Annotated in this window: 18 protein-coding genes and 1 riboswitch; of the genes, 12 read left to right on the top strand and 6 right to left on the bottom strand. The window is 72.6% G+C overall.

The window, feature by feature from the left end; translation table 11 throughout:
- Nucleotides 1-39: 39 nt before the first annotated feature.
- Nucleotides 40-1,386, top strand: a complete 1,347-nt coding sequence (locus L7D48_RS01400; RefSeq protein WP_237876491.1) for a formimidoylglutamate deiminase — start codon at nucleotides 40-42, stop codon at nucleotides 1,384-1,386.
- Nucleotides 1,386-2,597 carry an imidazolonepropionase gene (hutI, locus tag L7D48_RS01395; RefSeq protein WP_237876392.1) on the top strand — a complete coding sequence of 404 codons (1,212 nt, stop codon included), beginning with the start codon at nucleotides 1,386-1,388 and terminating at the stop codon, nucleotides 2,595-2,597. Before L7D48_RS01400 ends, hutI begins: the two co-directional genes overlap by 1 nt.
- 206 nt (nucleotides 2,598-2,803) lie before the next feature.
- Here the strand turns inward: hutI and L7D48_RS01390 are convergent, their stop codons facing one another.
- On the bottom strand, nucleotides 2,804-3,718 hold the full coding sequence (locus L7D48_RS01390; protein ID WP_237876387.1) for an RNA polymerase sigma factor SigF: 915 nt from the start codon (nucleotides 3,716-3,718) through the stop codon (nucleotides 2,804-2,806).
- 256 nt (nucleotides 3,719-3,974) lie between these two features.
- On the opposite strand from L7D48_RS01390, the gene L7D48_RS01385 reads away from it, so the two are divergent.
- The 3 genes from L7D48_RS01385 (at nucleotide 3,975) to L7D48_RS01375 (ending at nucleotide 6,035) form a co-directional block, all read left to right on the top strand.
- On the top strand, nucleotides 3,975-4,358 hold the full coding sequence (locus L7D48_RS01385; RefSeq protein ID WP_237876382.1) for an STAS domain-containing protein: 384 nt from the start codon (nucleotides 3,975-3,977) through the stop codon (nucleotides 4,356-4,358).
- 242 nt (nucleotides 4,359-4,600) lie between these two features.
- Entirely contained in the window at nucleotides 4,601-5,116 is a 516-nt protein-coding gene (locus L7D48_RS01380; RefSeq protein WP_237876376.1) for an ATP-binding protein, read from the top strand.
- 130 nt (nucleotides 5,117-5,246) lie between these two features.
- The gene (locus L7D48_RS01375) at nucleotides 5,247-6,035 is read left to right on the top strand and encodes a hypothetical protein (RefSeq protein WP_237876370.1); all 789 of its coding nucleotides are present in this window, start codon (nucleotides 5,247-5,249) and stop codon (nucleotides 6,033-6,035) included.
- A gap of 130 nt (nucleotides 6,036-6,165) precedes the next feature.
- Here L7D48_RS01375 and L7D48_RS01370 read toward each other — a convergent pair whose 3' ends face one another.
- The gene (locus tag L7D48_RS01370) at nucleotides 6,166-7,665 is read right to left on the bottom strand and encodes a peptide MFS transporter (RefSeq protein ID WP_237876365.1); all 1,500 of its coding nucleotides are present in this window, start codon (nucleotides 7,663-7,665) and stop codon (nucleotides 6,166-6,168) included.
- 419 nt (nucleotides 7,666-8,084) lie between these two features.
- Here L7D48_RS01370 and L7D48_RS01365 point away from each other — a divergent pair, with 419 nt between their 5' ends.
- The gene (locus tag L7D48_RS01365) at nucleotides 8,085-8,762 is read left to right on the top strand and encodes a response regulator transcription factor (RefSeq protein WP_237876360.1); all 678 of its coding nucleotides are present in this window, start codon (nucleotides 8,085-8,087) and stop codon (nucleotides 8,760-8,762) included.
- Nucleotides 8,763-8,849: 87 nt separating this feature from the next.
- Nucleotides 8,850-10,199 (top strand): ATP-binding protein, encoded by a 1,350-nt coding sequence (locus L7D48_RS01360; RefSeq protein WP_237876354.1) that lies wholly within the window; start codon nucleotides 8,850-8,852, stop codon nucleotides 10,197-10,199.
- On the opposite strand, the gene L7D48_RS01355 is transcribed toward L7D48_RS01360, so the two are convergent.
- Complete coding sequence (locus L7D48_RS01355) at nucleotides 10,125-10,667, bottom strand: GtrA family protein (protein ID WP_237876348.1); 543 nt, start codon at nucleotides 10,665-10,667, stop codon at nucleotides 10,125-10,127. The two genes, L7D48_RS01360 and L7D48_RS01355, sit on opposite strands and share 75 nt — an antisense overlap.
- 132 nt (nucleotides 10,668-10,799) lie before the next feature.
- On the opposite strand from L7D48_RS01355, the gene L7D48_RS01350 reads away from it, so the two are divergent.
- The 4 genes from L7D48_RS01350 (at nucleotide 10,800) to L7D48_RS01335 (ending at nucleotide 15,546) form a co-directional block, all read left to right on the top strand.
- Nucleotides 10,800-11,984: a 5-(carboxyamino)imidazole ribonucleotide synthase gene (locus L7D48_RS01350; protein WP_279951402.1), complete on the top strand. Its 1,185-nt coding sequence runs from the start codon at nucleotides 10,800-10,802 to the stop codon at nucleotides 11,982-11,984.
- Nucleotides 11,981-12,532, top strand: coding sequence for a 5-(carboxyamino)imidazole ribonucleotide mutase (gene purE / locus L7D48_RS01345; RefSeq protein ID WP_237876344.1), 552 nt, complete (start codon nucleotides 11,981-11,983; stop codon nucleotides 12,530-12,532). Before L7D48_RS01350 ends, purE begins: the two co-directional genes overlap by 4 nt.
- 1 nt (nucleotide 12,533) lies before the next feature.
- On the top strand, nucleotides 12,534-13,730 hold the full coding sequence (locus tag L7D48_RS01340; protein ID WP_237876340.1) for a dipeptidase: 1,197 nt from the start codon (nucleotides 12,534-12,536) through the stop codon (nucleotides 13,728-13,730).
- Between the two features lie 281 nt (nucleotides 13,731-14,011).
- A riboswitch (cyclic di-AMP (ydaO/yuaA leader) is annotated at nucleotides 14,012-14,234 on the top strand.
- 4 nt (nucleotides 14,235-14,238) lie between these two features.
- Nucleotides 14,239-15,546, top strand: coding sequence for a transglycosylase family protein (locus L7D48_RS01335; RefSeq protein WP_237876334.1), 1,308 nt, complete (start codon nucleotides 14,239-14,241; stop codon nucleotides 15,544-15,546).
- A 146-nt stretch (nucleotides 15,547-15,692) separates the two neighbouring features.
- Here L7D48_RS01335 and L7D48_RS01330 read toward each other — a convergent pair whose 3' ends face one another.
- Together L7D48_RS01330 and L7D48_RS01325 are read right to left on the bottom strand one after the other, a co-directional pair.
- Nucleotides 15,693-16,073, bottom strand: coding sequence for a VOC family protein (locus tag L7D48_RS01330; RefSeq protein WP_237876483.1), 381 nt, complete (start codon nucleotides 16,071-16,073; stop codon nucleotides 15,693-15,695).
- A 283-nt stretch (nucleotides 16,074-16,356) separates the two neighbouring features.
- Nucleotides 16,357-17,697 (bottom strand): UDP-glucose/GDP-mannose dehydrogenase family protein, encoded by a 1,341-nt coding sequence (locus L7D48_RS01325; RefSeq protein WP_237876329.1) that lies wholly within the window; start codon nucleotides 17,695-17,697, stop codon nucleotides 16,357-16,359.
- 217 nt (nucleotides 17,698-17,914) lie between these two features.
- On the opposite strand from L7D48_RS01325, the gene L7D48_RS01320 reads away from it, so the two are divergent.
- Nucleotides 17,915-19,093, top strand: a complete 1,179-nt coding sequence (locus tag L7D48_RS01320; RefSeq protein ID WP_237876323.1) for an acyl-CoA dehydrogenase — start codon at nucleotides 17,915-17,917, stop codon at nucleotides 19,091-19,093.
- A 110-nt stretch (nucleotides 19,094-19,203) separates the two neighbouring features.
- On the opposite strand, the gene L7D48_RS01315 is transcribed toward L7D48_RS01320, so the two are convergent.
- Nucleotides 19,204-20,403, bottom strand: a complete 1,200-nt coding sequence (locus L7D48_RS01315; protein ID WP_237876318.1) for an LCP family protein — start codon at nucleotides 20,401-20,403, stop codon at nucleotides 19,204-19,206.
- Between the last annotated feature and the right edge of the window lie 108 nt (nucleotides 20,404-20,511).

Below are 20,511 nucleotides of genomic sequence, written 5' to 3'. Positions count from 1 at the left end.
CCCGAATCCCCGCCCCCCGGCGCACCGCGCCCCGAGGCCGTGTACTGGGCCGAGTACGCCTGGATCGGCGGCACCGTCGAGCCCGGCACGGTGATCGAGACGGCCGGCGGTGAGATCACCGCCGTACGCACCGGGGAGCCGGCACCGCCGCCCGGCGCCGAGCCGCTGCGCGGCCTGACCGTCCCCGGCCTGGCCAACGCGCACTCCCACGCCTTCCACCGCGCCCTGCGCGGCACCGTGCAGATCGGCTCCGGCACGTTCTGGACATGGCGGCAGGTGATGTACTCCGTCGCCGACCGCCTCACCCCCGAGAGCTACTTCGCCCTGGCCCGCGCCGTGTACGCCGAGATGGCACTGGCGGGCATCACGGCCGTCGGCGAGTTCCACTACCTGCACCACGCCCCCGGCGGCACCCCCTACGAGGACCCCAACGCCATGGGGCACGCCCTGATGGCGGCGGCCGCCGAGGCCGGCATCCGCATCACCCTCCTCGACACCTGCTACCTGGCCTCCGGCCTCCTGTCCGCCCGCCGCGGCGGCGCCCTGGACCGCCACCAGCTCCGCTTCGGCGACGGCAGCGCCGCCGCCTGGGCCGAGCGGGCCGCCGCCCTGCGGCCGCAGGGCGGCCACGCCCGCGTGGGCGCCGCGATCCACTCGGTGCGCGCCGTGCCCGCCGCCGAACTGGCGGCCGTCGCCGACTGGGCCCGGGAGCGGGACGCGCCCCTGCACGTCCACCTCTCCGAGCAGCCCGCCGAGAACGACGCCTGCCTGGCCGTCCACGGCCGCACCCCCACCCGGCTGCTGGCCGACCACGGCGTGCTCGGCCCCCGTACCACCGCCGTCCACGCCACCCACCTCACCGACGCCGACATCGCCCTCCTGGGAGGGTCCGGCACAGGTGTGTGCATGTGCCCCACCACCGAACGCGATCTCGCCGACGGCATCGGACCGGCCGCCGCGCTGATGCGGGCGGGCTCGCCGCTGTGCCTGGGCAGCGACAGCCACGCCGTGATCGACCTGCTGGAGGAGGCCCGCGCGATGGAACTGGACGAGCGGCTGCGCACCCGTGCCCGAGGCCACTGGACCGCCTCGCAACTGCTGCGTGCCGCCGGCGAGTTCGGCCATGCGGCCATCGGCTGGCCGGAGGCGGGGCGGCTGGAGGCGGGCCGGCTCGCCGACTTCGCCACCGTCGCCCTGGACACCGTGCGCACCGCCGGGCCGCCGCCCCGGCTGGGGGCGGAGACGGCCGTGTTCGCCGCCACCGCGGCCGACGTACGCCACACGGTCGTCGGTGGTCGCCATGTGGTGCGCGACGGGGTACACCGGAGCGTGCCGGACGTCCCCGCGGCCCTGACGGAAGCCATCCAGCAAGGAGCAGCCCGCTGATGAGCACCCCGAGCACACCCGCCGACACCACCGCCGGCACCCTCGTCACCAACATCGCCACCCTGGTCACCAACGACCCCCGCTCCTCCGAGGCCGCCCAGGACACCCCCCTCGGTCTGATCCGGGACGCGGCCGTCGTCATCGAGGGCGACCGCATCGCCTGGGTCGGTACGGAAAGTGAAGCACCCGCCACCGACAGTCGCGTCGACGCGGGCGGCCGGGCGATGATCCCCGGCTTCGTCGACTCCCACTCCCATCTGGTCTTCGGCGGCGACCGCACCGAGGAGTTCGGCGCGCGCATGTCCGGCCGCCCCTACTCCGCCGGCGGGATCCGCACCACCGTGGAGGCCACCCGGAAGGCCACCGACGAGGAACTCGCCGCGAACCTGGCCCGCCACGTGCGCGAGGCGCTGCGGCAGGGCACCACCACCCTGGAGACCAAGTCCGGTTACGGCCTCACCGCGAGGGACGAGGCGCGCGCCCTGCGCATCGCCGACGACCACGTGGACGAGGTCACCTACCTCGGCGCCCATGTGGTGCCGCCCGAGTACGCCGACGACCCGGACGGCTACGTGGACCTCGTCACCGGCCCGATGCTGGCCGCCTGCGCCCGCTGGGCCCGCTGGGTGGACGTCTTCTGCGAGCGGGGCGCCTTCGACGGCGACCAGGCCCGTGCCGTCCTCACCGCCGGAATCGCCCACGGCCTGGTCCCGCGCGTCCACGCGGGCCAGCTCGGGCCCGGCCCCGGCGTACGGCTCGCCGTGGAGCTGGACGCGGCCTCCGCCGACCACTGCACCCACCTCACCGACGCCGACGTGGACGCGCTGGCGAACAGCCGCACCGTCGCCACGCTGCTGCCCGGCTGCGAGTTCTCCACCCGCTCGCCCTATCCCGACGCCCGCCGCCTGCTGGACGCCGGCGTCACCGTCGCGCTGTCCACCGACTGCAACCCGGGCTCGTCGTACACCAGCTCCATGCCCTTCTGCGTCGCGGTCGCCGTCCGCGAGATGGGCATGACGCCCGACGAGGCCCTCTGGTCCGCCACCGCGGGCGGCGCCGCGGCCCTGCGCCGTATCGACATCGGCCGGATCACCCCCGGCGCCCGCGCCGATCTGGTGCTCCTGGACGCGCCCTCGCACGTCCACCTGGCCTACCGGCCCGGCGTGCCGCTGACCGCGGCGGTCTGGCAGCGCGGCACGCGCGTGCTGTGAGCGGGCGGGCCCGAGCCGCCGTACGGGGCCCCGCGCCGGGGCCGCCGTCATGCCGGCGGGCCCGTACGGGGAGCACACCCCGTACGGGCCCGCCGGTCGTTCGAAGGCCCCTCGAAGGTCAAGGGCGGGTCAAAAAACCGGAGGAGTGATTTCCGTAGGCCATAGGAGTGATGGAACGGGGCACCCGTCCGGTCGGGCGGGTGCGATCACTCCTCGACCAGCAGCCCCTTGCGGAGCTTGCCCAGCGTCCGCGAGAGCAGCCGGGAGACGTGCATCTGGGAGATGCCCAGCTCCTCCCCGATCTCGGACTGGGTCATGTTCGCCACGAAGCGGAGGGAGAGGATTCTGCGGTCACGCGGCGAGAGTTCGGCGATCAGCGGCTTGAGGGACTCCACGTACTCGATCCCCTCCAGGCCGTGGTCCTCGTAGCCGATGCGGTCGGCGAGCGCGCCCTCGGTCTCGTCCTCGTCGGGCTGGGCGTCGAGGGAACTGGCGGTGTACGCGTTGCTCGCGGCCATGCCCTCGACCACCTCCTCCCGGCTCAGACCCAGGCGGTCGGCCAGTTCGCCGACGGTCGGGGAGCGGTCGAGCTGCTGGGCCAGTTCGTCCCCGGCCTTGGCCAGGTCCAGGCGGAGTTCCTGGAGGCGCCGGGGAACGCGCACCGACCAGGAGGTGTCGCGGAAGAAGCGCTTGATCTCGCCCACGATCGTCGGCATCGCGAAGGTCGGGAACTCGACCCCGCGGCCGATCTCGAACCGGTCGATCGCCTTGATCAGGCCGATGGTGCCGACCTGGACGATGTCCTCCATGGGCTCGCTGCGGGAACGGAACCGGGCCGCGGCGAACTTCACCAGCGCCAGGTTCAGCTCGACCAGGGTGTTGCGGACGTACGCGTACTCGTGCGTGCCCTCCCGCAGCGTCTCCAGACGCTCGAAGAGGGTCTTGGACAGGGCTCGCGCGTCCAGCGGCCCCACCTCGTCGTACGGCGGGACCTCGGGCAGGCCGAGCAGGTCGGGCAGGTTCTCCGCCTGCTCCGGGCCGACCTCCGGGAACCCGCTTCCGGGCCCTTCGGGCCGGAGGGCCGACGAGGTGACGGGCGATCCGTCGAGCCGGGGTGACATGGTGCCTCCATCGTGTTCGGCATATGGCTGCCGAAGCCGTTCCTGCACTACGGGGTGCGGCGCCTCCGAGCCGACGTGTTTTAGTGGTCCCTCCTACGCCTACCTGCTCCCGAGGGAGGATGGCAAGTGCTGGATGCCCGAATATGCGCCGATGTGCTGGTTGCGCGGCTACCGGTTGCGGCTGTAAGGGCGTAGGGTTCGAACGTCCATCTCCGGACGGCAGTGATCGGTTACTGGGAATGTTGAAGGGGTGTACATGGACCGCGGGGTGCCCGGCAGCACCAGCCACCGGGGTCGACTGACGGTCGACGTACAGCGCCACGGCGCGAGCCTGGTGGTGACGCCTGACGGCGAGCTCGACCACCACACCGCCGATCTGCTGCGAGAACCGCTGGAGCGCTCGCTGGAGGACGGGGACAGGCTGCTCGTCGTGGACTGCTCGAAGCTGGAGTTCTGCGACTCCACCGGGCTCAACGTCCTTCTGGGCGCCAGGCTGAAGGCCGAGGCGGCCGGAGGCGGGATCCACCTGGCCGGAATGCGGCCGGTCGTCGCGAGGGTGTTCGAGATCACAGGGGCCGACGGCGTCTTCACCCTGCACGAGAGCCTGGCCGACGCGCTGAAGGAGACCGCGCAGTCCTGACGGCGCGGCTCGGACGGTGCGGTCCCGGCGGTGCGGCTTCGGCCGTACGGACGCGAGGTCCGTGCGAACCGTCCGTGTTCCGGCCCGTGACCAGAGTGTTACGTCCGAGCGCGATTCCGTCCCGACAGACGGGTGTTCTCCCGCCCGCGCAGGGCAGGAGACTCCCTGGAATCCCTCCGAAACAGTTGTTCGCAGACCAGGCGAAGACCGATGAACTGGTCAACCGGTGAGGTGAAGCACTGATGAGCACCACCCGGCCGCAACCGGCGGGCGACCGCGGCCCGGAGCCGGAGGGCACAGCCGCGACCGCAGCCGCACCGGTCGGTCAGGTGCGCGAGATGCGCCAGGTACGGAGGCTGCGGCTGATGGGGGCGAGTGGTGCGGTCCCCCGGGCACGTGACTTCACCCGTCAGGCGCTTCACGACTGGGGTTGGCTGCCCGCGGACGGCCCCGAGCAGCGTGCCGCCGCCGAAGACGCCCTGCTCGTTGTCTCCGAGCTGGTGACGAACGCCTGCCTGCACGCCGACGGGCCCGAAGAGGTGCGCATAGGCTGCGGCCCCAAACTCCTGAGGATCGAGGTGGCCGACCGAGGCCCCGGTCTCCCCTCGCCCCGTACCCCGCACCGCCCCGGGCGGCCCGGTGGACACGGCATGTTCATCGTCCAGCGGCTCTGCCTGGACTGGGGCGTGGTGCGCCACCCGGACGGCACGGCCGGGAAGACGGTCTGGGCCGAACTGGCCGGACCGGACGCGGACTGAGAGCCCGCTCCGCCGGCCGGCCCCGCCGGAAGTACGATCCCCACCGCCGGGTCCCACTCGGGACTCGGCGCACTCGTGTCCGGGCACGCCCGGCCGGGGTGCGGACCGCGGACGACCAGGGGTGGGGAACATGGAGGGGACGGCGGCCGCCGTACGCGGACGGACAGGCCTGCCGGCCGCGGCGCTGGCGCTCGCGCTGGCGGTGACGGCCTGCGGCGCCGGCGGTGGCTCCCGGGAAGCCGGTGACGCGAGGCCCTCCCCCTCCTCCGCGGGGGAGAGGACCGGTGGGTCCGCCGTGCGGAAGGCCGCCGGGCGCGAGCGGCTGGAGGCCGCGGCCTTCGAGGCGGGCGGCACGGCGGCCTCCTACTCGGTCTCCCCGGTCACACAGGAGCCGCTCTGGGACCTCATGGAGTACCGCGCCGACCGCGCCGAGTGCCAGCCGCTGGTGAGCCTGGCCGCTGGAGCCGTCGACGACGATCCGGTGGCCGAGGTGCACCGTGAGGTGGAGCTCGACGACTTCGGCCTCGACGGGGGCCTGACGGGCCGGGGCGTGGCGGTGCAGCTGCGCTCCTACGGGCCGGGCGGAGCGGCCAGGGTGCTCTCGGCGCTGCGGAAGGCGGGCACCGAGTGCGCCGGGGGCTTCACGGAGGAGCGGGTGCTGGCCGAGGCCGTCTACCGGTCCGTCGAGCCGGTCGAGGCGCCCGAGGCGGGCGACGAGGCCGTGGCGTACCGGCTGCGGATCGAGGACGTGAAGGACGGGGAACTGGTCCTGACCGAGTACCTGACGGTGGTCCGCTCGGGCTCGACCACGCTCTCCTTCCGGCTGGAGGCGCTCTCCCCAGACGATCCGGGCCCGGTGCCGGACGATCTGGTGCGGGCCCAGTGGGAGGCGTTCGAGAAGAGCGGCGCCGGGGCCTGAACCGCGCACGCACAGCCAGGCCGGCGCGCACAGCGAGCGAGCCGGGGGCCGGTCCTGTCACAGGACCGGGCCCCGGCTCGCCTGCCCCGGGGGCCGGCAGAGCCCCCGGGGGGCCCGAGGGCCGGAAGGGCTACTTCACGCCGCCCATCAGGGCACGGATCCGCTTCCCGGCCGTCATGAAGGCGAAGCCCGCGGCCACGGCGACCACGCCCCACATGGTGTAGTACGCCGCGTCGCCCATCGGCTCGTTGAGCTGGGTCGCCCAGCCGTTGAGGGCGTTGCCGGTGGCGGTGGCGAGGAACCACAGACCCATGATCTGGCCGACGAACTGCTTCGGGGCCAGCTTCGTCGACAGCGACAGGCCCACCGGGGACAGGCACAGCTCGCCGAGGGTCTGCAGCAGGTACACGCTCAGCAGCCAGAAGACCGTGACCTTGCCGGTCTCGCTGTTCGCCGCGGCGGCGCCCGCCAGGCCCATCAGTCCGAAGGAGCCGCCGATGAGCAGCATCGCCAGGGCGAACTTCATCGGGGCGCTGGGCTCGCGGTCGCGCTTGGCCAGCCACACCCACATGGTCGCGAAGATCGGCGCCAGGACGATGATCATGACCGGGTTGACCGACTGGAACCACGAGGCCGGGAACTCCCAGCCGCCGACCATGCGGTCGGTGTCGTTGTTCGCGAAGATCGTCAGCAGCGAGCCGGACTGGTCGTAGATCATCCAGAACAGCACGGCGGTGACGAAGAACCACACGAACGCCTTGACGCGCGGGCGGTCCTGCTCGGTCAGCTCCGGGTTCCGGTACATCGAGGCGAAGTACAGGACGGGGACGACGACGCCGAGGACGGCCAGGAAGTTGACGATGTGCTCGATGTCGTACGTGCCCAGCGCCAGGTCCGCCAGCAGCGCCGCGGCGGCCAGGCCGGTCCACAGCGCCACCTTGCGCAGCATCGCGCGCTTCTCCTCCGGCGTGGCCGGAGTACCGGGGTGGCGGCCCACGTCGCCGAGGTAGCGGCCGCCCAGGACGTACTGGACCACCGCCAGCGTCATGCCGACGCCGGCGACGGCGAAGCCCAGGTGCCAGTCGACGTTCTCGCCGAGGTAGCCGACCACCAGCGGCGCGAACATGGCGCCGATGTTGATCGACATGTAGAAGATCGTGAAGCCGGCGTCGCGGCGGGCACTGGACTGGCCCTCGTAGAGGCCGCCGACCATCGCCGAGATGTTCGGCTTGAGCAGGCCGGTACCGACCGCGATCAGGCCGAGTCCGACGAAGAACGCCACATCGGACGGGATCGCCAGCGTGTAGTGGCCCAGTGCGATGACGATGCCGCCGACCAGGACCGCCTTGCGTGCGCCCCACAGTCGGTCGGCGACCCAGCCGCCGGGCATGGCGGCCATGTAGACGACGGCGTTGTAGACGCCGTAGATCGCCGCGGCGAGGGCCTCGCGGCCCGCGAGGGGGCCTTCGAGCACGCCCGCGATCAGGTAGAGGACGAGGATGGCGCGCATTCCGTACCAGGAGAAGCGCTCCCACATCTCCGTCATGAAGAGTGTGGCCAGACCGCGGGGGTGGCCGAAGAAGGTCTTGTCGGTGCTGCCGACGGAGTCCTTCGTCAGGCTGGACGCCATGGTGGTGGTTCCTTGCTCGGTCGGGACGCGCGCGATGTGGTGCGCACGCGCCCGGGCGGGTGGTCGGCCCGGCTCCGCGCCCCCGTCCGCGCGTGCCTGTCACCGGCCGACAGTTCCTGCGGCGCCGCCGCGCGTCCGGGCCCCTGCGGGCCATGGACGGACCGGCTTTCCGGGACGGCCCCCGCGTACGGGGTGTGTACGGGGGGTTCCTCGGTGGCGGGCCCCGGCGCATCACCGCGCCAAGGGCCACCGGATTCCGGACGGCGCCTCGGCCAGAGTACGACACCGCCTCCCGTGCGACCGGCCGGCGACGGGCGGCGAGAGGCGCATGTCACACACTCCCCCGGGAACCGGGGCGGGCACCGCCCGGGTTCCCGGCGACCCCTCGGGCCCGCCGGGGCGAGGTCTACCATCAGGCCATGACCCGAGTACTGCTCGCCGAGGATGACGCCTCCATCTCGGAGCCGCTGGCCCGAGCCCTGCGCCGCGAAGGGTACGAGGTCGAGGTGCGCGAGGACGGCCCCGGCGCACTCGACGCCGGCCAGCACGGCGACATCGACCTGGTCGTGCTCGACCTCGGCCTGCCCGGTATGGACGGACTGGAAGTCTGCCGCCGGCTGCGCAACGAGGGACACGCCTTCCCCCTCCTGGTGCTGACCGCGCGCGCCGACGAGGTGGACACCGTCGTCGGCCTGGACGCGGGCGCCGACGACTATGTCACCAAGCCGTTCCGGCTGGCCGAGCTGCTCGCCCGGGTGCGGGCCCTGCTGCGGCGGGGCGCCGTCGAGCCCGTGCAGCCCGCCGCCACCCACGGGGTGCGCATCGACGTCGAGTCGCACCGGGCGTGGATGGGGGACGAGGAGCTGCAGCTCACGGCGAAGGAGTTCGACCTGCTGCGGGTGCTGGTGCGCGACGCCGGCCGCGTCGTCACCCGCGACCAGCTGATGCGCGAGGTGTGGGACACCACCTGGTGGTCGTCCACGAAGACCCTCGACATGCACATCTCCTGGCTGCGCAAGAAGCTCGGCGACGACGCGGCCAACCCCCGCTACATCGCCACGGTCCGCGGCGTCGGCTTCCGCTTCGAGAAGGACTGACGGCGGCCGGGCCCCGCACGGGCCCGGACGGACCCCGCCGAGGACACCGCGAAGACCACAGCGACACCACGAAGGGCCGGCGCCGCCATGCGCAGACGTCTGATCAACTCCACGCTGGCCGTGGTCCTCGTCGTGATCGCGGTCTTCGGGGTCTCCCTGGTGATCGTCGAGACCCGCACCATCGAGGAGAGCGCCCACGAGAGCGTCCGCTCCGACGCCGCGCGGCTGGTCTCGGTCGTCGAGAGCCGCCTGGTCGCCGAGGAGAGCGTGACCGCCGCCTCCATGCGCTCCCAGGTCCCCCACGACCGCCACGTCCGCATCGAGCTGCCCGGGCAGCCGCCCATCGAGCTGGGCGAGCGCCCCGGCGAGGGCGCCATCGAGGGGCGCGCCACCGAGCCGGGCGGCGTCACCGTCACCGTCCGGCAGGACGACGACCGGGTCCGCGAGGAGGTGGGCCGCACCCTGCTGATCATCCTGGCGGTGGCGCTGCTGGCGGTGATAGCGGCGGTTCTGCTGGCGGTGCAGCAGGCCCGCCGTGTCGCGGCCCCCCTCACCGACCTCGCCGAGACCGCCGAACGCCTCGGCTCCGGCGACCCCCGCCCCCGCCACCGGCGCTACGGCGTGCCCGAGCTGGACCGGGTGGCGGACGTGCTGGACGCCAGCGCCGAGCGCATCGCCCGGATGCTCACCGCCGAGCGGCGGCTGGCCGCGGACGCCTCCCACCAGCTGCGCACCCCCCTGACCGCGCTGTCCATGCGGCTGGAGGAGATCGTCGCGGCGGCCGACGCCATCGAGACCGCCGGCACCACGGATGCCGCGGGCACCACAGGTACCCGGAGCACCACCGGCACCACCGGCACCACCGGCGCCGACAGGGCGGCCGCCTCCACCATCCGGGAGGAGGCGCTGGTCGGCCTCGCCCAGGTGGAGCGGCTGACCGACGTGGTGCAGCGGCTGCTGACCAACTCGCGCGACCCCCGCTCGGGCTCCGCGGTGGGCTTCGACCTGGACGAGGTGGTCAAGCAGCAGATCGAGGAGTGGCGCCCGGCGTACCGCAAGGCGGGCCGGGCCGTCGTCCGCTCCGGCCGCCAGGGCCTGCGGGCGGTGGGCACCCCGGGGGCGGTGGCACAGGTGCTGGCCACGCTCATCGAGAACGCCCTGATGCACGGTGGCGGCGCGGTCGCCCTGCGTACCCGGATCGCCGGGAACCAGGTGGTGGTCGAGGTGACGGACGAGGGACCGGGAGTCGACCCGGAGCTGGGGTCGAGGGTTTTCGAGCGCACGGTCAGCGGGCGCAACTCCACGGGCCTGGGACTGGCCGTCGCCCGCGACCTGGCGGAGGCCGACGGAGGGCGCCTGGAGCTACTTCAGCAGCGCCCGCCGGTCTTCGCGCTCTTCCTCAGCCGTGAGGCCGACGAGCCGCCGGCGGGGGATTGAGACCGTACGCCCCTCGCGGCCGCAGGGAACCCGCCGCTCCCCGCGGAAGACCCAGGTGCGGTACGCCCAGAAGCGGAAGACCGTGGCGACGCCGAGCCCGACGACGTTCTTGGCGATGTTGTCGGCCAGTGGCGAGGTCAGGTCCAGCCCGTAGTGCGAGACGGCCAGCGCGCCGTTCTCGATCACCAGGCCGATGCCGCTGAACAGCATGAACAGGCCGGCCTCGCGGTGCATCCGGCTCTTGTCGGTGTGCCGGTAGGTCCAGTAGCGGTTGCCCAGGTAGTTGGTCCCGATGGCGACCGCGGTCGCTATCACCCCCGAGCGCACCGGTGCCAGGCCCAGGCCGTGGATGCAGAGGTTGAAGACGGCCACGTTGACGAGGAAGCCGAAGGCCCCCACCGTGCCGAACTTCGCCAGCTCGCGCCGTAGCCGCAGCAGCCTGGAGCGCAGTGCGCGCCGTTCACCCATAGTGATCCACTCGCCCCGTTCTCTCGGCTCTCGCGCGGCCCCGCGGGGCCCGCCGTCGCGTCCCGGTCCGCCATGCTAGTCACGGCCCCGTACCGCGCCGGGTACCCGTCGTCCGGCCGATAGGCTACGGACGTGACATTTCCTGTGATCGGCATGGTCGGCGGCGGGCAGCTCGCGCGGATGACGCACGAGGCGGGCATCCCCCTCGGCATCAGGTTCAAGCTGCTCAGTGACACCCCGCAGGACTCCGCGGCCCAGGTGGTCCGCGACGTCGTCGTCGGCGACTACCGCGATCTGGACACCCTGCGCGACTTCGCCCGCGGCTGCGACGTGATCACGTTCGACCACGAGCATGTGCCCACCGAACATCTGCGTGCCCTGGAGGCGGAGGGCGTCCCGGTGCGGCCCGGGCCCGACGCGCTGGTGCACGCGCAGGACAAGGGCGTGATGCGGGCGCGGCTGAGCGAGATCGGCGTCCCCTGCCCCCGGCACCGGATCGTGGCGGACCCGGCCGACGTCGCGCGGTTCGCGCGGGAGGGAGCCGCGCGGGAGGGAGCCGCGCGGGAAGAGGCCGCGCGGGAAGAGGAGGGCTGGCCGGTCGTCCTCAAGACCGTCCGCGGCGGCTACGACGGCAAGGGCGTGTGGGTGGTGTCCTCCGAGGCCGAGGCCGCCGAGCCGTTCCGGGCGGGCGTGCCGGTGCTGGCCGAGGAGAAGGTGGACTACGTCCGCGAGCTGGCCGCCAACGTGGTGCGCTCCCCGCACGGCCAGGCCGTGGCCTATCCGGTGGTGGAGTCGATCCAGGTGGACGGCGTGTGCGACACGGTGATCGCCCCGGCCCCCGGCCTGTCGCCGGAGCTGTCCGCCCACGCCCAGGAGATGGCGCTGACGATCGCGCGGGAGCTGGGCGTGATCGGGCACCTGGCGGTGGAGCTGTTCGAGACCCGCGACGGCCGCGTCCTGGTCAACGAGCTGGCCATGCGCCCCCACAACAGCGGCCACTGGACCCAGGACGGCGCGGTCACCTCCCAGTTCGCCAACCACCTGCGGGCCGTGCTCGACCTGCCGCTGGGCGACCCGCGCCCCCGCGCGCCGTGGACGGTGATGGCCAACGTGCTCGGCGGCGACTACCCCGACATGTACCAGGGCTACCTGCACTGCATGGCCCGCGACCCGCGGCTGAAGATCCACATGTACGGCAAGGACGTGAAGCCCGGCCGCAAGGTCGGCCACGTCAACACCTACGGCGACGACCTGGCGGACGTACGCGAGCGCGCCGCCCACGCCGCCGGCTATCTGCGAGGGACCATCACCGAATGAGCAACGCCCCCAGCCCCGCCCCCGCCCCCCTCGTGGGGATCGTCATGGGATCCGACTCGGACTGGCCCGTCATGGAGGCCGCGGCCGAGGCCCTGGACGAGTTCGAGGTCCCCTACGAGGTCGACGTCGTCTCCGCCCACCGCATGCCGCACGAGATGATCGCCTACGGCGACGAGGCGGCCGGACGCGGGCTGAAGGCCGTCATCGCGGGCGCCGGGGGAGCGGCCCATCTGCCGGGCATGCTCGCCTCCGTCACCCCGCTGCCGGTGATCGGCGTCCCCGTGCCGCTGCGGCACCTGGACGGCATGGACTCCCTGCTGTCCATCGTCCAGATGCCCGCCGGGGTTCCGGTCGCCACGGTCTCGGTCGGCGGCGCGCGCAACGCGGGCCTGCTGGCGGTCCGCATCCTGGCGGCCCACGACGAGGAGCTGCGCGAGCGCATGGAGCGGTTCCAGGCGGAGCTGAAGGACCAGGCGCGGGAGAAGGGCCGGCGGCTGCGGAGCAAGGTCGCCGCGGGCGGCGCCGGGTTCGGCTTCGGAGGCAGGTGAGATGGGTCACTCCGCCGAGCTGCTGGCCCGGGCCGGGGAGCTGCTGGAGGCCCACCCCGTCGCCGACGGCCACAACGACCTGCCCTGGGCGCTGCGCGAGCAGGTGGGTTACGACCTGGACCGGCGCGACATCGCCGGCGACCAGTCGGCCCATCTGCACACCGACATCCCGCGGCTGCGCGCGGGCGGGGTGGGCGCGCAGTTCTGGTCGGTCTACGTGCGCACCGACCTGACGGGCGACGCCGCCGTCAGCGCCTGCCTGGAGCAGATCGACGTGGTGCGGCGGCTGGCCGACCGCCACCCGGCCGACCTCAGGCTCGCCTTCACCGCCGACGACATGGAGGCGGCCCGCGCCGAGGGCCGCATCGCATCCCTGATGGGCGCCGAGGGCGGCCACTCCATCAACAACTCCCTGGCCACGCTGCGAGCCCTGTACCGGCTGGGCGTGCGCTACATGACGCTCACCCACAACGACACCATCGACTGGGCGGACTCGGCCACCGACGCCCCGCGCCACGGCGGCCTCACCCGCTTCGGCGAGGAGGTCGTGCGGGAGATGAACCGGCTGGGGATGCTGGTGGACCTCTCCCATGTGGCGCCCGCCACCATGCGCGACGCCCTGCGCGTGACGACGGCGCCGGTGGTCTTCTCGCACTCCTCGGCCCGCGCGGTGTGCGACCACCCTCGCAACATCCCCGACGACGTGCTGGAGCGGCTTCCGGTCAACGGCGGTGTGGCGATGGCCACATTCGTGCCGAAGTTCGTGCTGCCCGCCGCCGTCGCCTGGACCGAGGCCGCCGACGAGAACATGCGCGCCCACGGCCTCCACCCCCTGGACGGCACCGAGAGGGGCCTGGCGGTCCAGCGCGCCTACGAGGAGGCCAATCCGCGCCCGGTCGCCACGGCGGCGACGGTCGCCGACCACCTGGACCACATGCGCGAGGTCGCGGGCATCGACCACATCGGCATCGGCGGCGACTTCGACGGCACGGCCTTCACCCCGTCCGATCTGAGTGATGTGTCCGGATATCCGCATCTGGTGGCCGAGTTGCTGGACCGTCGCTGGTCCGAGGCCGACCTCGCCAAGCTCACCTGGAAGAACGCGGTGCGCGTGCTGCGTGACGCGGAGGCGGTCGCCCGCCACGAACGGACCAGGCGCGGCCCGTCCATCGCCACCATCGGACAGCTCGACGGGTAGCTCCCCGGCCCCCTCGTGATTCAACTCACGAGCCGGCCCTCCCCGGTGCGTCGCTCTGCGTGCCGGAGGAGGGCCTTCCGCGTTATCGGCCCTGGCAGTGGAGGAAAGTGACACCACGTCAGAGGAAGGATCCGCCACTCTTCGAGAAGTGAACACAGCGGACGGTGACGATCGGACGATCATCAAAGCCTTCGAAACGGGCGTCCTGTGACCCATCGGCTTGTATCGGCGGAAACGATGTGTCTACCGTTCTGGCCGCGCCGTACGAATGTGCGGCGGCCCGCTGTCGAACGCCGAATCCTGTCAACGGCGGCGGGCTGGACCATCCACACCACCCGATGGCAGGAGCGGGGGACCCAAGGTAAGTCGCCGTCCCGGGCCCATGAGGTCCGTACGGGACGGCTTGGGGTGAAGCCATGCCGCGGCACACGCCGCGGCACACATGGCCGGGCAACTCCAGCCCGAACCCGACAGCTCACCTCGCAGGCGTAGGAGAAGGAGCACACCTATGTCCGCACGCGGACGTCACCGTCGTATCCGCAACAGCCGCCTCACCCGTCTGTCGCTGGCCATCTCCGTGGGCGGCGCCGGAATGGCCCTCCCCCTGGTGGCCGCCGGCGGGGCCAGCGCCGCCTCCGTCGACACCTGGGACAAGGTCGCCCAGTGCGAGAGCACGGGCAACTGGTCCATCAACACCGGCAACGGCTTCTACGGCGGCCTGCAGTTCACGCAGAGCACCTGGGCCGCCTTCGGCGGCACCGAGTACGCGCCGCGTGCCGACCTCGCCACCAAGGACCAGCAGATCGCCGTCGCCGAGAAGGTGCTGGCGGGGCAGGGCCCGGGCGCCTGGCCCGTGTGCTCGGTCAAGGCCGGCCTGACCAAGGGCGGTCCCGCCCCGGCCGTCTCCCCCGACGGTCAGAGCAACCCGACCGAGCAGAAGGAGCAGGCCCCGGCCGCCGCTCCGAAGGCCGAGGCCAAGCCCGAGAGCAAGCCCGAGGCCGAGCCGAAGCAGGAGAAGAGCGAGTCCGAGGCCGCGCCGCAGCGCGCGGACCGCGGTGAGCGCGCCCACAGCCACGACCACGGCGAGGGCACCTCCTACGAGGTCGTCGGCGGCGACACCCTCTTCAAGATCGCCGACGCCCAGGGCGTCCAGGGCGGCTGGGAGCGCGTCTACGAGGACAACCGCCAGGTCATCGGCGACAACCCGAACCTGATCTTCCCAGGCCAGGAGCTCACCCTGGGCGGCGCCGCCGCCCAGCAGAAGGCCGCGGCCAAGCCCGAGACCAAGCCGGCTCCGAAGCCCGAGAAGGCCGAGAAGACCGAGAAGGCCGCCCCGAAGGCCGAGAAGACCGAGAAGGCCGAGGCCGTGCAGCAGTCGGCCGAGCGTGCCGACCGCAGCGACCGCGGTGCGGTCACCGGCTACACCGCCCCGGTGAACGCCGCCCCGTCCGGCTCCTACAAGGCCTCGGGCGCCCGCTGGTCCAACGGCCACACCGGTGAGGACTTCGCCGCCGCCTCCGGCACCCCGGTGAAGGCCGTCACCAACGGCACCGTGGTCTCCGCCGGCTGGGGCGGGGCCTACGGCAACCAGGTGGTCATCCGCCACGAGGACGGCCGGTACAGCCAGTACGGCCACCTGTCCTCGCTGTCGGTCAGCGCCGGCCAGACGGTCAGCACCGGCCAGCAGATCGGCGCCGTCGGCTCCACCGGCAACAGCACCGGCCCGCACCTGCACTTCGAGATCCGTACCGCCCCCGGCTACGGCTCGGACATCAACCCGCTGGCCTACCTGCGCGCCAACGGCGTCAGCATCTGAGGGTCCTGACCCCCACCGGCCCGGTCACCCGGGTCCGGTCGAGAGGCGGGCGGGGCAGGGGTGTGCGAACACCCCCGCCCCGCCCGCCTCTTCTTCGTGCCTTCGCCCCGGCGTCCTGCGTCCGCGTGCCCCCACGGGCGGCCGGCTCACTCGACGCAGAGGCAGAAGGGGTGCCCGGCCGGGTCGCGGTAGACGCGGAAGTCGAGCTCGCCCCCGTCGCCCTGGAGGAGTTCGGCCCCCAGCTCCAGCGCCTCCCGCTCGGCCGCGTCCAACTCCCCCCGGGGCACGTAGAAGTCGAGGTGGAACTGCTGCGACCGCTCGGCGCTCGGCCACTGCGGCGGCACGTGGCCGGGCGCCTCCTGGAAGGCGAACGTCCGGCCCTTCAGGGCGCCCGAGTCGAACGTCACCTCCACCCACCTGCCCTCGCCCTCGACCTTCCCGCCCAGCAGCCGTGCGTAGAAGTCGGCGAGCTTCCCCGGCTCGGGGCAGTCCAGCACGAGGACGTCCCGCAGCGTGGTGATGGCCATGGTGCTCATCCCTCCTGTGTCGTGGACCACTGCCCCTGCTACCCGGTCTGCCGCCTGCTGACGACTCCGGCCGGGGGCGCGCACCGCAGTGGCCGACGGCACCCGGCCCCGCGTCGAGGTGTGCGGGGCGCACGGCTGCCGCCGGGCGTACCACGGCGGAAGCCCGGCCGGGCCGTGGGCGCCGGCGCACCATGACCGTCCGCGGCAGCCGGGCGAGGGCGCGGACGTACCGGGCACGGCGGTCCTTCCGGGGGGGCCGAGCGGCCCCGGGGCGGGGCGGGCCCTACGCCGTCGGCCGGCCCAGTGCGCGGAAGGACCAGCCCGCCTTGCGCCACAGGGCCGGATCGAGGGTGTTGCGGCCGTCCAGGATGCGCTTGTGCGCCACGGACTGGCCCAGCGCCTCCGGGTCGAGCTCCCGGAACTCGCGCCACTCCGTCAGATGCAGCACCACGTCCGCCCCGCGCACCGCTTCCGGCGCGCTGTCCGCGTAGCCGAGGGTGGGGAAGACCCGCCGGGCGTTCTCCATTCCCTTGGGGTCGTAGACCGTCACCTGCCCGCCCTGCAGATGGATCTGGCCGGCGACGTTCAGCGCCGGCGAGTCCCTCACGTCGTCGGAGTCCGGCTTGAAGGTCGCGCCCAGCACCGCCACGCGCTGCCCCAGGAACGCGCCGCCCACCGTCTCGCGGGCCAGCTCCACCATGTGGGAGCGGCGGCGCATGTTGATCGAGTCCACCTCGCGCAGGAACGTCAGCGCCTGGTCCGCGCCCAGCTCGCCCGCCCGCGCCATGAACGCGCGGATGTCCTTGGGCAGGCAGCCGCCGCCGAAGCCGATCCCGGCGCGCAGGAACTTACCCCCGATCCGGTCGTCGTACCCGATGGCCTCCGCCAGCTTCACCACGTCGCCGCCGGCCGCCTCGCAGACCTCGGCCATGGCGTTGATGAACGAGATCTTGGTGGCCAGGAAGGAGTTCGCGGCGGTCTTCACCAGTTCCGCCGTCGGGAAGTCGGCGACGACGAACGGCGAGCCCTCGGCCACCGGCCTGGCGTACACCTCGCGCAGCAGCTCCTCCGCGCGCACCGAGCGCACCCCCACCACGATGCGGTCCGGGCGCAGGGTGTCCTCCACGGCGAAGCCCTCGCGCAGGAACTCCGGGTTCCACGCCAGCTCCGCCGCCTCGCCCGCCGGGGCCAGCTCCGCCAGCCGCCCGGCCAGCCGGTCCGCGCTGCCCACCGGCACCGTGGACTTGCCCACCACCAGGGCGGGCCGCGTCAGATGCGGGGCCAGGGAGTCCACCGCGCTGTCCACGTAGGACATGTCGCACGCGTACTCGCCCTGCTTCTGGGGGGTGTTCACACAGACAAAGTGGACGTCCCCGAACGCGCCCACCTCCTCCCAGGAGGTGGTGAAGCGCAGCCGCCCGGTCGAGCCCTCCACCCCGGCGACATGGCGGCGCAGCAGCTCCTCCAGTCCGGGCTCGTAGAACGGCACCCGCCCGGAGGAGAGGGTCTCGATCTTCTCCGGCACCACGTCCAGACCCAGCACCTCGAAGCCCAGCTCGGCCATGGCGGCGGCGTGCGTCGCGCCGAGGTAGCCGGTGCCGATCACGGTGATCCTGAGGGCCATGGACTGCTCCTGGTGTACGGGCGAGGTGCTGCCCGCGAGCATATCCGGCCGCGGCCGGGGCGGGCGGGGGCAGTGCGGGCCGGTGCGCGGGAGCCGGAGCGGACCGGTGCGCGGGGGACCGGTGTCGGCAAACTCATGTATCCGCGGCGACGGCGGACCACTAGAATTGTGTTACTTAACGGTAGTTAGCAGCAGCGCACCCAGGGAGTGAGACACCGTGGCGGGATCGACCGACTTCGACCTCTACCGTCCGTCGGAGGAGCACGACATGCTCCGGGAATCGGTGCGCTCGCTCGCCGAGGCGAAGATCGCGCCCTTCGCGGCCGAGGTGGACGAGCAGGGCCGCTTCCCGCAGGAGGCCCTGGACGCGCTGGTCGCCAACGACCTGCACGCCGTCCACGTACCCGAGTCCTACGGCGGCGCGGGCGCCGACGCGCTCGCGACCGTCATCGTGATCGAGGAGGTCGCCCGCGTCTGCGCCTCGTCCTCCCTGATCCCGGCCGTCAACAAGCTCGGCTCCCTCCCGGTGATCCTGTCCGGCTCCGAGGAGCTCAAGAGCAAGTACCTCGCCCCGCTGGCCAAGGGCGACGCGATGTTCTCCTACTGCCTCTCCGAGCCGGAGGCCGGCTCGGACGCCGCGGGCATGAAGACCCGCGCCGTGCGCGACGGCGACGCCTACGTCCTCAACGGCGTCAAGCGCTGGATCACCAACGCCGGCGTCAGCGAGTACTACACCGTGATGGCCGTCACCGACCCGGAGAAGCGCTCCAAGGGCATCTCGGCCTTCGTGGTGGAGAAGGGCGACGAGGGCGTCTCCTTCGGCGCCCCGGAGAAGAAGCTCGGCATCAAGGGCTCCCCGACCCGCGAGGTCTACTTCGACAACGTCCGCATCCCCGCCGACCGCATGATCGGCGAGGAGGGCACCGGTTTCGCCACCGCGATGAAGACCCTGGACCACACCCGCATCACCATCGCGGCCCAGGCCCTCGGCATCGCCCAGGGCGCGCTGGACTACGCCAAGGGCTACGTCGCCGAGCGCAAGCAGTTCGGCAAGCCGATCGGCGACTTCCAGGGCGTGCAGTTCATGCTCGCCGACATGGCGATGAAGCTGGAGGCCGCCCGCCAGCTCACCTACGCCGCCGCCGCCCGCTCCGAGCGCGTCACCCTCGGCGCCGACGGCAGGGCCGAGGACCTGACCTTCTACGGCGCCGCCGCCAAGTGCTACGCCTCCGACGCCGCCATGGAGATCACCACGGACGCCGTCCAGCTGCTGGGCGGCTACGGCTACACCCGCGACTACCCGGTCGAGCGCATGATGCGCGACGCCAAGATCACCCAGATCTACGAGGGCACCAACCAGGTCCAGCGGATCGTGATGGCCCGCAACCTGCCGTAAGGCGCCCTGCCCGGGCGGCACGCCCGGGAACGCGTGTGGGCCCCGGACCGGACGGTCCGGGGCCCACACGTTCACATGGCCATGGTGGCGTCTTCCCCGCGCGGGCGGGTTCAGTCGGCCCGGACCGTGACCTTCTCGCCGTTGTTCAGCTGCCCGACGAGCTGCTTGACCCTGGTCATGTCCCACTTGAGCGAGCCCTGCGGCGCGGAGCCCGCTATCGGCATGTTCATCGAGGTGCCCTCGCCGCCCGAGACGCCCTTCATGGCCCAGAACATCGAGGCGAGGTCGAACAGGCCCATGTCCTCGTCCACGATCAGGGTGTCCAGGCCCGCGCCCAGCGTCGGGTAGAGCCTGAAGGGGTTGATGACCGTGGAGGGAGTGGCCGCCTGGTTCGCCAGGGCGGAGAGGAACTTCTGCTGGTTCTTGGTGCGTTCCAGGTCGCTGCCGGCCTCGTAGCGGTTGCGGACGAAGGCCAGGGCCTGGGCGCCGTCGAGGGTCTGGCGGCCCTTCTCGAAGTCGGCGCCGGAGTTCTTGTCCTTGATGTCGCGCGGGATGTCCATCTCCACGCCGCCGAGGGCGTCCACGATGGAGGCGAAGCCGCCGAAGCCGATCTCCGCGTAGTGGTCTATGCGCAGGCCGGTGTTGTACTCGACGGTGCGGACCAGCAGGGTGGCGCCGTCCATGGAGTAGGCGGCGTTGAGCTTGCGCGCGCCGGGGGAGGGGAAGGTCTTGCCGCTCTCGGAGCCCTTGAACTCCGGGATGGTGACCCAGGAGTCGCGCGGCAGGGAGACCATCGTGTTCCCCTCGGGGCCCACATGCAGGATGATCATGGAGTCGGTGCGCTTGCCCTCCGCCGAACCGGTGCGCAGCTCCTTGCGCTCCTCGTCCGACAGCCCTTCGCGGCTGTCGGAGCCGACTATGAGGTAGGTGGTGCCCTCGCCCTTCTCGGGCCGGTCCATGACCGTGCTCAGGTCGACCTCCCGGCGCAGCTTGGAGTCGGCCCAGAAGTACGTGCCGACCGACCACACCAGCAGTACGGCGAGCAGCGTGACGAGTCCCACCTTGAACCGGCGGCCCCAGTCCGGCGCGGGTCTCGCGTCGCCGTAACCGGGTCCGGCGGGCCCGGCCGGGCCGCCGCCCGCGTAACCGGAACCGGCGTAGACCTGGCCCGTGTTGTAGCCGGAGTCGTAACCCGCCTGTCCGCCGTAACCGTAACCGCCGCCGGGGTCGTTGCCGTATCCGGTCGTCGGTACGGCGCGGTTGGGAACCGGGCGCGGGCCGACGCCGCCGCTGTTGGGCCAGTCAGTCATGGGAGGCAGTGTGCCCTCCCGGACCGGGCGCGCCATAGACAGGGGGGCGGAACAGGGGCACGGCTGTTGCAGAGCTGATGCATTGCGGGGGCGGCCGGGGTACGAGGG

Origin of the sequence: Streptomyces sp. ICN903 (genome assembly GCF_022015835.1) — a bacterium.
In the GTDB taxonomy this organism is placed as follows: domain Bacteria; phylum Actinomycetota; class Actinomycetes; order Streptomycetales; family Streptomycetaceae; genus Streptomyces; species Streptomyces fenghuangensis.
Note: the sequence above shows the minus strand (reverse complement) of the source record. Positions and strands in the feature narration are given on the sequence as shown.

Excerpts from the sequence above, each read along its gene's own strand:
- hutI (WP_237876392.1), top strand. The coding sequence starts at position 1,386 with ATGAGCACCCCGAGCACACCCGCCGACACCACCGCCGGCACCCTCGTC.
- L7D48_RS01390 (WP_237876387.1), bottom strand. The coding sequence starts at position 3,718 with ATGTCACCCCGGCTCGACGGATCGCCCGTCACCTCGTCGGCCCTCCGG.
- L7D48_RS01385 (WP_237876382.1), top strand. The coding sequence starts at position 3,975 with ATGGACCGCGGGGTGCCCGGCAGCACCAGCCACCGGGGTCGACTGACG.
- L7D48_RS01380 (WP_237876376.1), top strand. The coding sequence starts at position 4,601 with ATGAGCACCACCCGGCCGCAACCGGCGGGCGACCGCGGCCCGGAGCCG.
- L7D48_RS01375 (WP_237876370.1), top strand. The coding sequence starts at position 5,247 with ATGGAGGGGACGGCGGCCGCCGTACGCGGACGGACAGGCCTGCCGGCC.
- L7D48_RS01370 (WP_237876365.1), bottom strand. The coding sequence starts at position 7,665 with ATGGCGTCCAGCCTGACGAAGGACTCCGTCGGCAGCACCGACAAGACC.
- L7D48_RS01365 (WP_237876360.1), top strand. The coding sequence starts at position 8,085 with ATGACCCGAGTACTGCTCGCCGAGGATGACGCCTCCATCTCGGAGCCG.
- L7D48_RS01360 (WP_237876354.1), top strand. The coding sequence starts at position 8,850 with ATGCGCAGACGTCTGATCAACTCCACGCTGGCCGTGGTCCTCGTCGTG.
- L7D48_RS01355 (WP_237876348.1), bottom strand. The coding sequence starts at position 10,667 with ATGGGTGAACGGCGCGCACTGCGCTCCAGGCTGCTGCGGCTACGGCGC.
- purE (WP_237876344.1), top strand. The coding sequence starts at position 11,981 with ATGAGCAACGCCCCCAGCCCCGCCCCCGCCCCCCTCGTGGGGATCGTC.
- L7D48_RS01340 (WP_237876340.1), top strand. The coding sequence starts at position 12,534 with ATGGGTCACTCCGCCGAGCTGCTGGCCCGGGCCGGGGAGCTGCTGGAG.
- L7D48_RS01335 (WP_237876334.1), top strand. The coding sequence starts at position 14,239 with ATGTCCGCACGCGGACGTCACCGTCGTATCCGCAACAGCCGCCTCACC.
- L7D48_RS01330 (WP_237876483.1), bottom strand. The coding sequence starts at position 16,073 with ATGGCCATCACCACGCTGCGGGACGTCCTCGTGCTGGACTGCCCCGAG.
- L7D48_RS01325 (WP_237876329.1), bottom strand. The coding sequence starts at position 17,697 with ATGGCCCTCAGGATCACCGTGATCGGCACCGGCTACCTCGGCGCGACG.
- L7D48_RS01315 (WP_237876318.1), bottom strand. The coding sequence starts at position 20,403 with ATGACTGACTGGCCCAACAGCGGCGGCGTCGGCCCGCGCCCGGTTCCC.